At 55.8% G+C, this 12,866-nt stretch carries 10 protein-coding genes; 5 read left to right on the top strand and 5 right to left on the bottom strand.

What is annotated here, in order from left to right:
- Positions 1-190: 190 nt before the first annotated feature.
- Positions 191-1,669, top strand: a complete 1,479-nt coding sequence (gene pyk, locus SH248x_RS14935) for a pyruvate kinase (protein WP_459555093.1) — start codon at positions 191-193, stop codon at positions 1,667-1,669.
- 101 nt (positions 1,670-1,770) lie between these two features.
- Here the strand turns inward: pyk and SH248x_RS14930 are convergent, their stop codons facing one another.
- Positions 1,771-2,229 (bottom strand): hypothetical protein, encoded by a 459-nt coding sequence (locus SH248x_RS14930; RefSeq protein WP_459555092.1) that lies wholly within the window; start codon positions 2,227-2,229, stop codon positions 1,771-1,773.
- Between SH248x_RS14930 and SH248x_RS14925 the strand changes: the two genes are divergently transcribed.
- On the top strand, positions 2,228-3,748 hold the full coding sequence (locus SH248x_RS14925; protein WP_459555091.1) for a hypothetical protein: 1,521 nt from the start codon (positions 2,228-2,230) through the stop codon (positions 3,746-3,748). The two genes, SH248x_RS14930 and SH248x_RS14925, sit on opposite strands and share 2 nt — an antisense overlap.
- 104 nt (positions 3,749-3,852) lie before the next feature.
- Here the strand turns inward: SH248x_RS14925 and SH248x_RS14920 are convergent, their stop codons facing one another.
- Positions 3,853-5,037: an alpha/beta hydrolase family protein gene (locus tag SH248x_RS14920; protein WP_459555090.1), complete on the bottom strand. Its 1,185-nt coding sequence runs from the start codon at positions 5,035-5,037 to the stop codon at positions 3,853-3,855.
- Positions 5,038-5,370: 333 nt separating this feature from the next.
- On the opposite strand from SH248x_RS14920, the gene SH248x_RS14915 reads away from it, so the two are divergent.
- Complete coding sequence (locus tag SH248x_RS14915) at positions 5,371-5,775, top strand: VOC family protein (protein ID WP_459555089.1); 405 nt, start codon at positions 5,371-5,373, stop codon at positions 5,773-5,775.
- Positions 5,776-5,945: 170 nt separating this feature from the next.
- Complete coding sequence (locus tag SH248x_RS14910; RefSeq protein WP_459555088.1) at positions 5,946-6,350, top strand: DoxX family protein; 405 nt, start codon at positions 5,946-5,948, stop codon at positions 6,348-6,350.
- 298 nt (positions 6,351-6,648) lie between these two features.
- Here the strand turns inward: SH248x_RS14910 and SH248x_RS14905 are convergent, their stop codons facing one another.
- The 3 genes from SH248x_RS14905 to SH248x_RS14895 all read right to left on the bottom strand — a co-directional run bounded on the left by SH248x_RS14905 (position 6,649) and on the right by SH248x_RS14895 (position 10,679).
- Positions 6,649-7,221 carry an HD domain-containing protein gene (locus SH248x_RS14905; RefSeq protein ID WP_459555087.1) on the bottom strand — a complete coding sequence of 191 codons (573 nt, stop codon included), beginning with the start codon at positions 7,219-7,221 and terminating at the stop codon, positions 6,649-6,651.
- A gap of 212 nt (positions 7,222-7,433) precedes the next feature.
- Positions 7,434-9,452 (bottom strand): ABC transporter ATP-binding protein, encoded by a 2,019-nt coding sequence (locus tag SH248x_RS14900; RefSeq protein WP_459555086.1) that lies wholly within the window; start codon positions 9,450-9,452, stop codon positions 7,434-7,436.
- Between the two features lie 252 nt (positions 9,453-9,704).
- Positions 9,705-10,679, bottom strand: a complete 975-nt coding sequence (locus SH248x_RS14895) for a cell division protein FtsQ/DivIB (protein WP_459555085.1) — start codon at positions 10,677-10,679, stop codon at positions 9,705-9,707.
- A gap of 407 nt (positions 10,680-11,086) precedes the next feature.
- Between SH248x_RS14895 and purH the strand changes: the two genes are divergently transcribed.
- Positions 11,087-12,667 carry a bifunctional phosphoribosylaminoimidazolecarboxamide formyltransferase/inosine monophosphate cyclohydrolase gene (gene purH / locus SH248x_RS14890; protein WP_459555084.1) on the top strand — a complete coding sequence of 527 codons (1,581 nt, stop codon included), beginning with the start codon at positions 11,087-11,089 and terminating at the stop codon, positions 12,665-12,667.
- The last annotated feature ends 199 nt before the right edge of the window (positions 12,668-12,866 follow it).

Here is a 12,866-nt window from a genome sequence, read left to right as displayed (position 1 = left end):
AGTTGATATGCAGTCTGCCTGATTTGATACCAGATTGACCTGTCCGCGTTTGTCAGGGGTGTGCTTGCTCCGTATATTCTGGATCTGACAGAACATAACATGTCGGTGTTTCTGGTGATGACGGAGCACTGGCAGGATTCTGTTTTTTGCGCAGGCCGCGCCGTCCCATACGTTGGCAAGGATTCTCAAGATGAGCTCACACCCCGAAGCAAAGACCGCCTCTGTTCCGAAAACCAAGATTGTCGCGACGATTGGTCCAGCGACTTCCTCCCGTGAACAGCTGAAAGCTTTGATACTTGCGGGAGTGAACGTCTTCCGTCTCAACTTTGCTCACGGAACCCACGAGCAGCACGGCAGCGTCCTGCAATTGATTCGTGAGTTATCAGCCGAGCTGAGCAAACCGGTGGCGATCCTTGGGGATCTCTCGGGCCCCAAGATTCGTCTGGGCAAGCTGCCTAACGATGAGATTGACTGTCTGCTGGGCTCTCGCTTCGAATTCGTGAAAGGCAGCACGGGTGGCGACGTCACCAAGCTCAACTGCACCTATGAGTATTTGATTGACGACTTGAATCCTGGCGACCCGGTTCTTCTGGCTGATGGGAACGTCGGCATGCGGGTGGTCGAGAAGTATGCCGACGAGGGGCGGGCTGTCTGTATTGTCGAGCACCCCGGACTCATCCGCTCCAAGCAGGGAATCAACCTGCCGGGCGTGAATCTGCGCACGCCCTCTTTGACCGAAAAGGATCGTGATGACCTCGCCTGGGCCTTGGCACACCGCATCGACTTCGTCTCATTGAGCTTTGTCCGTCGAGCAGAAGACCTGAGACACCTGCGACAGACGATCGAAGATCTCCAGAAGATTGTCTCCGACAAGCACATTCCACAAATCGTTGCCAAAATCGAGAAACTCGAAGCCATCCAGGAACTCGATGGGATTCTTGAAGAGTCCGACGTCGTCATGGTGGCTCGAGGCGATCTGGGCGTTGAAGCCGATATCGTCAAAGTGCCGATCCTGCAGAAACTGATCATCAAGAAGTGCGGCGAAGCCCGCGTTCCGGTCATTACCGCGACCCAGATGCTCGACAGCATGCAGCACTCCCCTTTCCCGACCCGCGCAGAAGCTACCGACGTTGCCAACGCCGTTCTCGATGGCACCGATGCCGTCATGCTTTCAGGTGAAACGGCTGTCGGTAAATTCCCCGTGCGAACCGTCGAAGTGATGCGTCGAATCGTCATGGAAGCCGAGACGCTGCTGGCGACGCGTAATTTCATCGATGCTCGGATTCAGCCAGGACGCAAGGCTCTGGAAGTCACGGAAGCCATGACCCTGGCTGCGGGAACAGCCGCCTCTCAACTGCAGGCTGACCTGATTGTCGTTATCACGAAGTCAGGACGGACGGCGCTTTCGATGTCTAAGCAGCGTCACCCGATGCCCGTTCTGGCCATTACGAAGGAACTCGAAACCTCTCGTAAGCTCTGCATGGTCTGGGGCGTGTACCCACATTTCGCCGACATCCAGGAGAACGATCCCAAGGCCGTGCTGTCGACGGTTCTCGAATGGGGCAAGTCCAACGGCATCCTCAAACACGGCAGCAAGATCGCACTGATCCTCGACTCGATCTGGTCAGCTGAAGGCCACGATGTCTTGATGATCCATACCGTGGATTAAGACTGCAGACGTAAATCCGGGAGACTGGAACGCAGAGAGAACAGAGTTGAGCGGAGATCGCAGAGTAATACTGATCACCCTTGATTCTGCGAGTCTTCTTCTCAACGTGCCATGCTTGCAGCTTTGGGCAAGCATGTTCTGAACGCGCCAACGTCAAACGAAGCAGCATGCTCACCCAAAGCTGTGAGCATGGCACGACTTTTGTAAATGCGCTGGTTTAAATTGCGATTCGTATGAGAGGTTTTTCGGTTTCGAGCCTCTCGAATCTCCTTCATCGCATCATCTGCTGCCTCTGCTTTGAACAGCATTTTCGTTTTCTCTCCGCGCCCTCTGCTTCCCTCCGCGAGCTCTGCGTTCCAGTCTTCTGTCCCTGGCATTGAATCGCTTTGGAAACAGGAATCTTTCTGCCTTCGAAAAAATTGTAGAAAAGTCAGAGCATTTTCCTGAAAAAGTTTAAAGTTTTCGAAGAAGGTCTCAACTTGAGCTAAATCGGCTGCCGATACAGAAGGAAGAACCGTCAAAGTCGACGTATCTTTCCTAACCGGACCCGAGCCGATCATGCCTTCAAATACTCCAGTCGCTCATCGTCACTCCCTGCTGTCTTGCGTGTTGCCGCTGTTGCTGGCCGCGTTGTCAGGCTGCTGCTGTTACGACCCCTGTGGTTACAACGCCTGCTATGACCCCTGTGGCGGTGGTTTCTATACCTCCGGGATGAACTACGGCAGCTGCGTCAATGATCTGCCGACTCTGTACGGAATGCAGAATGGCGGCTGTGCTCCTATGAATTGTGCTCCGATCAGCTGTGCCCCCATCAGGACCTGCTCGACCGTCTCTCGTCCTCCCATGGTGATGCGAACCTACGTTCCGCCGACCATGAGTGGCAACTGCTTTACTGGCGGTTGCGATGTCAGCGGGGGATGCGAAGATGGCCAATGTAGCGATGATTATTTTAACGATGGAGTCATCTATGGCACGCCTGAGCCAACCATGGGCATGCCTTATGGCAATTACAGCTATCATGAGCGATATCATCAGAACCATCACAAGGTCAGCTGGACTCAAAAGTTCAAAGCCGGCTGGAAGAAGAGGTTCGGCAAGAAAGCCTGCGACTGTCCACGGTGTCGTGAGAAACGACGTCACTTCAAAAATGGCGAAGTCCATGCCCTCAACTGCGGCTGTCCGATCTGTCGCGGCGACCAGTTCGCGATGAACAGCAGCTACGAAGGTGAAGTGATCGAAGGCGATGTCGTCTATGAAGGCGAAATGGCTGACGGCGAAATGGTTGATGGTCAGGTTGTGGAAGGGGACGTCATTTACGAAGACGGCGATACGCATGTCGTTGACCATGGCCATAACCCGCAGACCTGCCCACACTGTCAAAAAGCCAGCGGCTCTGCCATGAACCAGCGTCAGATGACTTACGACGGCGGACCAGTCGAAGGCGAAATGATGGATGGCCAGGTCATCGAAGGCGACGTAATTCATGATAATGGGGGCATGACTCAGTCATACCCTGAATACGGCGGCCAGCATTTTGCTCCACCAGTCCCTGCTCGTGATAACAACGGTGCAACACTGAACGGCGAGATCATGGAAGGCAGCGTGCCCGCTGACGCCAATCCTCAGCCAACATTCCGTCAGCGTCCCAGCAGCGACGATGCACCAGCTCCGCCAGCGTCAAACATGCCGATGCCGAACAATGAAGATGAGTTCTCTCAACCACGCCCGATTCCTGATGGAAATGTCAGCCTGAAGCCACCGCAGCAGACGGACAGCGAAGGCCTCATGCTGCCTCCGACCTGGGAAGAGGCACAAGTTGCCAAACCAATGGCTGCTCCCAAAACAACAGCGACTGTTCAGTCGTTGGCTCCTCCGCAAATCTCCTCGCCAACCGAACACGAATGGGCCAGCTCTGCCAAGCCGGCGACCACTTCGAAGACAGCGGTCTACACCAAGCCCGCAGCTCGCTCAACCATGGATAACCGTTACCACAACTTCGAAACCAAATCGACCAAGCCCGTCTCCCACGAGCAACCTCTCCTCCTGCCTCCCGCTCCCGAACCACGCAAGCTGAAATAACCGGACCGTCGTACGATCATTCCGCGTAGGGTGCTGGTGAGGCTTTGCGAACCGCACCAAATGGATCAATGAATGTCGTCTTGGTGCGCAGATCGCCGACGGATTCAATCAGCTGAATCATCCGATTCGCTCGCTGGTGTCAAGGAGTGAAAGACTTCGTCAGCGGATTTGGCCGTATTGGCTGGTCGATCGCCATCGTTCGGGAAGACCTTCAGATCCTCCGTCGGCTGGATCGTTACGAACGACAGATCGAGGTCACCATTCTCCGACATCTGCGGCTGCAGTCCCAGATGCTTGCACAAAAACAAGACCGCCGCCGTCCGCTTGGAGGGGCCGTAGTCGTGGCCTTCACTGGCGAAGTGGGCATGTTCGACCTGATCGCTCGCCTTGTTGAGTTCGTAGATCCGCTTGATGAAAGGGAACTCGACCTCAGGGGAATTTTTCGTCCAGTCCTGCCCGTTGGAGACGATCAACTGCGGCTTGGGAGCAAAGCTGGCGGCGATCTCGACGTTATCGGTTTCATGCTGCGGGCCGACATGGATTGGCAGGCCGGATTCACAAACGCAGCCGCCGTAATAGTGAGCCGAGACCTGACAGACGGGGACCGAGACATCCAGTCGGTCATCGACCGCCGCCAATAAAAACGTCTGCGTTGCACCGCCGGAAGCACCGGTGCAGCCCAGGCGGGTTTGATCAATGTTGGGCATCGAGCAGAGATAGTCGAGGGCCCGAATGCTGTTATAGGTTTGCAGCTTGAGAACCTGAGGATGCTTGTGATCGACAGGACGTGACTCTTCGAAGCCGACCATATCGTAAGAAAAGACAACTGCACCTGCCCGGGCGAGAGCAGCGGAGAGTTTCTGTTGATCTTCCCGTGTCCGTCCATCTTTCCAGTGACCATGTGGCGAGAGAATGCCGGGGATCGACTTGCCGGGTTCGTTGGGACGATAGAGATTTCCTGTCAGCCAGAAGCCGGGGAGTGTTTGAATCGCAACATTATCGACGCTGTAGCCATCGAATCTGTGTGCCGCGGTGACGAGGGGGGAGAGGTCGCAGGGCGTTGGTGGGTGATTGAGTCCCAAGGTCGATTTGATGTGCTGACGAATGACCTTGGAACGCTCGGCCCATTGTTCCTGTGTCTGATTCTTCTCCGCTAATGATGCGACGAATCGCCTGGCCTCCGGCTCTTCAAAGACAGCTCCTATGCGAAGTTGCTGGCCCGACAACGGCAGGGGAGGGGAGAGCAGGCAGGCCATCAGGGGCAAGGCAATGAAGAGTCCGTAGCGCATCGTCGGGTCCTCAGCTAGAGAATGCGGGAGGGCGAGGCTCCGTCCGAGCCGCTGTCCCGCGTTGCAACATCACATCAGTGAATCGACGCCGTTCCCTGTGTGCCACGGCTGTGTCAGCCGTGGCACACGATTCATTGATCATTCGGTTTTCGCAACGCGGAGTTTCGCCCTCCTGGTGGTTGGATTTCGTTTACCTAGTAGAGACAGCTGCTCGCGCAAACTCAATCAAAATATTTTCCAGTTCGTTGTCGAAAGCCTTGTCTTCCACTCGACCAGAAGTGGAAGATCCATTCAAACACAAAACAACGAACCGACAACACAGGAGTCCCTCTCATGTCCAAGATGATTTTCGTCAACCTGCCCGTCAAAGATCTCGCAGCCTCGATGAAATTCTTCGAAGCCCTTGGCTGGAAGAATAACCCGCAATTCACTGACGAAACCGCAGCCTGTATGGTCGTCAGCGAACAGATTTTTGTCATGCTGCTGACCCATGCCAAGTTCAAGGAGTTCTCGCCGAACCCGATCGCGGATGCTTCCAAGACAACCGAAGTCCTCAACTGTTTCGCCTGTGAAAGCAAAGACGAACTTAACGCCACGCTCGATCTGGCTCTGAAAGCCGGTGCGAAAGAATTCCGCGAACCGACCGACTACGGCTTCATGTATTCACGCTGCTTCCAGGATCTCGACAGCCACATCTGGGAATACGTCTGGATGGACCCAGCTGCGATGCAGGGCTAAGCTCGTGTAGGGTCCGCTGTGCGGACCGTCAATCGGCGTTGAATCCTGATCGCGGTTTACTGCGGTTGAAGACAACAACGTTTGGATCTTCTGACAGTGACGCGAATTAACGGTCCGCACAGCGGACCCTACAGATCTTTGAACCGCATCAAAACCAGGAAGATGGAACCATGTCTGAACCCGTCGTTGTCAATTCGAAGAAGCCAGGGAAGGCTGTTTACATCACGGGCTGGGTGATCACCGGGCTCGTCGGTCTTGCCCTGCTGGCTAGCGCCGGCCTGAAGTTCACGCCCGTCAATGAGGATACGGTGAAGGCGTTAGATCACCTCGGACTGACCCCCGCCCACACTCCGCCGCTTGGCGTCCTGGAAGCAATTTGCGTCGTCATTTATCTCATTCCCCAGACAGCGATCCTCGGAGCGATTCTCCTGACTGGCTACATGGGCGGAGCCATCTGCACACACTGGCGAGTCGGTGACCCCTTCTTCGTCCAGATCATCATCGGTGTGCTCGTCTGGCTGGGCATCTACCTGCGCGACAAACGACTCTGGGCGCTGATACCTTTTCGACGTTAGCAGCCCGTTGAATATCGAACAGACGAAAACGAATGAATCCAAAACCAAAAACAGGTTTACCACAGAGGCACGGAGGTCACGGAGTTTTGAATCAAAAAGTGTCTTCTTTTTCTCTCTTGCTCCGTGTTCTCCGTGACTCTGTGGTGAATTCTTTCTCTGTTCGTTTTTTCGGTTCTCTTTTCGAGCGAAGATTAGCTGCCTGTGCAGATGGCGATTCTCAAAATCGCTATTTGGCTCCGTCTGCAGAGACACACGTGATTGAACGCCTCAGCCACCCACTGCACGTCATGAAGTTTGCTCAACCCTTCGGTAACAATTCCGTCAACTCCCCAATCAACCGCTTGGCGATCTTCACCAGCGGCTTGAGTTGCTCTGCATCTGGGTGGCAGGCAGCGAGGGCTTCGCGGTAATACCAGACGACTTCTTCCGGCGGCGCATTGAAGACCGACCAGGCATCAATGCCGTTGACGAGGTCGAAGACAATCGACTGCATGTTGTGGATCTTATCCCCTAGCTTGACGGCGCGAACCTGCCAGTCAGAACTGCGAATCCGCTCCAGGTGCATTTGCTTGCGGAGTTTCCAGGGAATCTTTTCACCCTGAGCATCCTGCTTGATCTCCGAGAGGTGAATGACCCACTCGACGATATGCTCGGGAAACGTCTGCCTAAGTTGCTCTTCGGTGCAGTTGGTATCTTCGAGGACATCGTGCAAAAGAGCTGCCGCGAGGATGTCGTCTTCATAGCCATTCTGCGCCAGAATCATCGCGACCGACGTCGGATGAATGATGTAAGGCAGCTGCCCCCCTTTGCGCACCTGCCCCTGATGATGAAACGCAGCAACGCGAAGAGCATGTTCAAGAAGAAGCGACATCAGCCAAACTTATCACGAAGAGACCACAAGTAGGGTCCGCTGTGCGGACCATAAAAACGTCGACTGTAACACATCGACGGCTGATCGCGAACCACGCGACTCTTTACTCCCGTGTGCCACGGCTGTGTCAGCCGTGCCGAGTTCAAGCTGGACGTCTAATGAGCACTCACACGGCCGGCACGGCCGTGGCACACACACAACAAATCTCTGGACTACGTTGTGCCGACGAGGGTTGGTGCAGTCTTCGCGACCTGATGCCGAAATGCATTGAACCGCATGTACTCCCAGTGGCAATACAGCGGGCTTTTCTGCAGCAGGTCGGGGTGTTTGCCCTGGGCTTCGACGTGCCCCTGATTGAGGAAGATCACGTTTTCGCAGCGCTTCAATGTCGACAGACGCGATGGGAGAATGATGACGGTTCGCCCCTTGAACAGACGCTGATAGGCATCGTCAATCAGCGACTTGACCTGCTCATCCAGACGTACTTCCGGCTCTTCGATAATAAGTAACGCGGGCTTACGGAGAGCCGCCCGGGCTAAGGAGAGTCGGAACAGCTGGCCGGCGTCGAGTTTCTCGCCGAGTTCGCCGATGGGGGTCTCGTAGCCGAAGGGGAGCTTCGTGATGAAGTTGTGAGCATGCGCCAGCTTGGCAGCCTCGGCGGCTTCGTTGAGCGTGATCTTCTCCTGGCCGCAGGTCAGGTTCTCAAGGACCGATCCGGAGAACGCAGCATCTTTCCCGCTGACGTAGACACACTCCGCCCGCAGCGACTCCAGCGTCACCCAGGCGATGTCTTCATTGTCGAACAGAATGCGTCCCTCCGTCGGCTCGATGAACCGAGGCAGCAGCGAGAGCAAGGCTTTGGCTTCGATGGGATCGGTCGACACAACAGCAGTTGTCTGGCCGGCCTTGATCGTCAACGTCAAGGCATTGAGTAGTCGACGATCGCGATCTGTCGGGTGCTGGTAAGTGACGTTCTCGAGCGCGATATTGCGAGACAGCGGATCGAGGAATTTCGCCCCGACCGCCTGGCTGACTTCCGGAATGAGACCCAGGAACGACTGCAGGTGAACCGCGTATTTTTGCATCTCACGATAACGGGTGTAGGTCGCGGCGAGTTCTTCCCATGGTCGGAACATGGCGGCGAAGATCAGCAGGAAGGTGATGCCGGTCGCGATCGGCATCGCCTGAGGATGGTCTTCCGCGAGGAGAACCTTCGCCCCCATCAGGAAGAGGACCATCGTGACGCACAGCAGACCCACTGCGCGGGTCATCCACAGCGAGAAACTTTCGCCGAGTTGTTGTTTGATGGACGAGCGTTCGTGATCGGTCAGTTGTTTCTGGAAGCGTTCGGTTTCGAAGTCTTCCATGCCATAGCCTTTGACCAGCCGGCTTTTCTTTAGTCCTTCAGCGAACTGATTCATCTGGCGGTCGGCTTCGTGAATGGCGATCACTTTCTGGCGTTCGGTCCGTCGGATTTCGCGTTGAATGATCCACCAGCAGCCGAGCAGCGGGACGATCGATTGAACCGCCAGACGCCAGTTGATGAGCAGCGCGAGGGTGAACAACACGACGAGGCTGATCGGATGACGTCCCCACGCCATCAGCGATTGCGCAATGCCGGCTTTGAGTTCATCGAGTTCCTTGGTGAAGAGATTGACGGCATGGTTTTCCACATCGCCCGTCAGATCAGATTGCCCCAGACGGAGTGCCTGACGGTGCAGCGTTCGTCGCCAGTTGTTGATCAGCTGAAAGGCGACTCGATACGCGACCATCCGCGAGCGAGCATGCAACATCCCGCGCAGAATCCCCGCGAGCGCCATCGTAACCGCCAGCGCGAAGAGGGCCTGCGTGTTATTTCTCAGAGGAGCCACATTCTGATACAGCCATTGGAACAACGGTCCCCAGGGCTTGTCACGCGCGATCCAGACGGCAGGGAGAATTCCAGTTTCGACGAATTCTTTTTCGCCCGGTTCCGCATCGGCGTTCTTCAGGTTCGCTTCATCGAGCCCAATATTCTCAGGCTGTGCGATGACGCTGAGTCGCGGCAGATTTGAGTTCGTGACGGAAAGACGCCCCTGATGATGCAGCAGGTCCACAATCAGGTAAAAACATCCCACCTGGACAATCAGCAGGGCGGCGCTGAGAAGCCCCCCAAGGACGATCTGCCAGGCATTCGTCTTGTACCAGGAGTTGAGCGGGTAAATACGTCGGTAAGCATCGAGGGTCATCATGGTGTGGGCTTCTTACGAGATCTCGCGAGACTGAGAATCTTCGCTCCATCAAATCAGACAGGAAATCCCATCTTATCAATGATGGCCGTGTCAAAGAGTGTTGGCTATATCTTTTCTGCGAAATGCCCGCCATTTCCCCAAGCAGAGCGCGCAGTTCCAACCTGATATGCGATTCTTTCGCATCAGGAGGGTCGCGATACCCCCGAGGGCCTTACAATTTCCCCGGCTCCTGCCTCACGACTCATGACTGAATTAATACGGCTCTTTCCCGCCTGACAGTCGCTTCTCTTTGTCGCGGGAAATCGGCTGGTACGTGATCTCCTGCCAGCCACGCAAGTCAACTTCTAGAGGTTGCGGGTAACCCGAGGGGCTGCCGAAGTCTTTGACGAAGTGAGCGAGTCGTTTCAGCTTGTTCTCAGCCGATGGTTCTTTGGGATGTTCATGACCCGGTCCAAGGCCCCACAAAAACTGTGTTCCGCCTTCTGCAATGAGGGCATAGTTGACATCACCGTTGGGAGAGGTCGAAGACTGCGGGCGGTACAACGTGATCGATTTCAGACGGAATTCTTTCCACGCGGTTGGCTGTTCCGAGCCCGGCAGTTTCTTGCCAAGAATCTGGGCCAGTTTCGCAGCTCCTTTGATGGCAGGATCGCCCCAGAAGATACCGGCAGGACCTTGCGGCAATGATTCCGGATTTAGCACCACGGGAAACTTCTGCACGTCGTTCTGGGAAAAGTCCGTTGGCGGGAGCAGGATCCCCTCTTCGTCAACAGGGTAGTAACCGGTCTTAATCTGGATCATCGCGACTGGCTGTCGTACCTCGACATCAATATGCACCTGATGCGGGTAAACGATGGAGACTTTCTTGACGGACTTCACCCACGGCAATTGAGCCAGTTTCTCGCCAATCTCTTGCGTCAGTTTCGGATCAGCGACCGAGAGTTTTTTATCGCCAAGCAGATTCGCAGCTGTCCGGTCAGCCCAGCCCTCGGGCAAGGTCTCGGGCAGATTTTTCCAGACAATAGACGTCTCATCAACCTGGAACTGCGGGCTGTTCATCATGCGCGACTGCATCTTTCGCAGCGTCATGTAACCCAGGGGGGCAAAGCAGATCATCGCCATCCAGAACAGCACGATCGGGCGAAACAGCGCATCGCGCCACGACCCGGCTGGCGTTTCCGGCTCAGCGGCTGGAGGCGTCGATTTCTTTTTCGAAGCACGTGCCATGGACGATTGGAGAGACAGAGAAGAGGAACAAACTCAAACGACGTCCATGTCACAACAGCATTTCACAGCGCATATCCGCGCCCACATTCACCATCGTCCCGTTTCCCCACGCAGGTCCACAAAACCTCTCAAGTTCCGGTCAGGGGGAATGGGCACCCCTGGTCGTCCCACCCCCCTTACAGTAATGATCAAGCCACGGATGAACACGAAGAAACACGGATAAGAACCCCGGCAAATCTAATACGCTGAGTTCTCTAATTTATCTGTGTGAATCCGTGTTTATCCGTGGTTCGTATTCTCTGTCGTTGTTTAGGCCTCCCTCCCAGCCATCACGGCGCTGCGTTGAAGCTCACCATTCCCCGCGTTACGATGGCCTTTTGGCTGGATTGCAACTAAGGAATACGCTCATGACTCGTCGCGCTCTCATCTCTGTGTCTGATAAAACCGGCCTGGCCGAATTCGCGCAAGGCCTTGCTGCTCTGGGCTTTGAGATCCTCTCGACTGGTGGCACCAGCAAGTTCCTCAAGAACGCGGGCCTGAACGTCATCGACGTTTCTGACTACACCGGTTTCCCGGAAATCATGGATGGTCGCGTCAAAACCCTGCACCCCAAGGTCCACGGCGCCATCCTCGGCCGCCCCGACCTCGCCAGCGACGCCGACGCGATCAAAGCCCACGGCATCATTCCGTTTGAACTGGTGGTGGTGAATTTGTACCCATTCGCCCAAACCGTTTCCAAACCTGGTGTGACGCTCGAAGACGCCATCGAGAACATCGATATCGGCGGCCCCAGCATGGTCCGCTCGGCTGCCAAGAATCACCATTATATTGGCATCGTTACCCAGCCGTCGCAGTACGACGAAGTCCTCGCCGCTCTCAACGCTGGCAAGCTCCCGGAGACCCTTCGCAAGAAGCTGATGCTCGCTGCGTTCGAGATGACCGCCGCTTATGATGCAGGCATCGTCGATTACTTCAAGTCGATCAACTACGACGAATCAAAGTCAGACGCTAACGCCAACGACTACCCCGCGTCGCTGCAGATCACCGTCAAAAAGCAGCAGGGCCTGCGCTACGGCGAGAATCCCCACCAGTCGGCTGCCTTCTACGTCGAGTCCAACCCGCCGGCAGGCAGCCTCGCGACCGCTAAAATCCTCCACGGCAAGGAACTCTCCTACAACAACCTGCTCGATCTCGACGCCGCCTTGCTGCTTGTCCGGGAATTCGCCGACCCAGCGGTCGCGATTCTCAAGCACAATAACCCCTGCGGCTGTGCCATCAATGCGGCTCTTTCGACAGCCTTTGACGCCGCTTACGAAGGTGATCCCGTCTCTGCCTTTGGTTCCATCATCGGCATCAACCGCTCGGTCGACCTCGCGACCGCAGAGCGGATGTGCGAGCCGGGACGTTTCATTGAAGCCATCATTGCCCCCGCCTTTGATGAGGATGCCTTTCAGCTTCTGACGACCAAGCCCAAATGGCGGAACAACGTCCGTCTGCTGTCCTGTGCCGATATGAATCTGCCCATCGCCCCCGCTCTGGAATACCGACGCGTCTCGGGCGGCTTGCTCGTTCAGGATCGGGACCTGCTCCCAGATCCCGAAGACCAGTGGCAATGCGTCACCGAGCGTCAGCCAACCGAACAGGAACTGACCGACCTGCGTTTTGCCTGGCTGGTCAGTAAGCACGTCAAATCCAACGCCATCGTCTTCGCGAAGAACGGTGCCATTACAGGTGTCGGGGCAGGGCAGATGAGCCGGCTCGACTCCTCATGGATCGCTGCGACGAAATCCGGCGAACGCTGCCAGGGGGGAGTCGTCGCGTCGGATGCCTTCTTCCCGTTCCGCGACGGCATCGATCAGGCCGCCAAAGCCGGCATCAAAGCCGCCATTCAACCGGGCGGCTCCAAGAATGACCCACAAGTCATCGACGCCTGTAACGAACACGGCATCGCGATGCTGACCACGTCCCGACGACACTTCAAGCATTGATTGTCCGCAATAACGAGGGGTGGCTGGGGGCAGGGTTCAGTTCATTCGCAATTGAACGCACATTCTGGGGTCAGCCAACGATCCTGACCCCAGCCACCCCATATGCGTACGAAGACCTGAAACGCTGGCGATAACTCCAATCCCGGTAAAGGCTTTACGTTCGGACTCTCAATCACGACTTTCTCCGTCGATCTGTCGT

The organism is Lacunimicrobium album (assembly GCF_052161635.1).
Classification (GTDB): Bacteria; Planctomycetota; Planctomycetia; order Planctomycetales; family Planctomycetaceae; genus SXPC01.
The sequence above is the reverse complement of the archived record's forward strand: the minus strand, read 5'-3'. Positions and strand labels throughout refer to the sequence as shown.

Bases quoted from the DNA above. Each gene is read 5' to 3' on its own strand.
- SH248x_RS14915 (WP_459555089.1), top strand. From the start codon at position 5,371: ATGTCCAAGATGATTTTCGTCAACCTGCCCGTCAAAGATCTCGCAGCC.
- SH248x_RS14910 (WP_459555088.1), top strand. From the start codon at position 5,946: ATGTCTGAACCCGTCGTTGTCAATTCGAAGAAGCCAGGGAAGGCTGTT.
- SH248x_RS14895 (WP_459555085.1), bottom strand. From the start codon at position 10,679: ATGGCACGTGCTTCGAAAAAGAAATCGACGCCTCCAGCCGCTGAGCCG.
- purH (WP_459555084.1), top strand. From the start codon at position 11,087: ATGACTCGTCGCGCTCTCATCTCTGTGTCTGATAAAACCGGCCTGGCC.
- pyk (WP_459555093.1), top strand. From the start codon at position 191: ATGAGCTCACACCCCGAAGCAAAGACCGCCTCTGTTCCGAAAACCAAG.
- SH248x_RS14925 (WP_459555091.1), top strand. From the start codon at position 2,228: ATGCCTTCAAATACTCCAGTCGCTCATCGTCACTCCCTGCTGTCTTGC.
- SH248x_RS14905 (WP_459555087.1), bottom strand. From the start codon at position 7,221: ATGTCGCTTCTTCTTGAACATGCTCTTCGCGTTGCTGCGTTTCATCAT.
- SH248x_RS14930 (WP_459555092.1), bottom strand. From the start codon at position 2,229: ATGATCGGCTCGGGTCCGGTTAGGAAAGATACGTCGACTTTGACGGTT.
- SH248x_RS14920 (WP_459555090.1), bottom strand. From the start codon at position 5,037: ATGCGCTACGGACTCTTCATTGCCTTGCCCCTGATGGCCTGCCTGCTC.
- SH248x_RS14900 (WP_459555086.1), bottom strand. From the start codon at position 9,452: ATGATGACCCTCGATGCTTACCGACGTATTTACCCGCTCAACTCCTGG.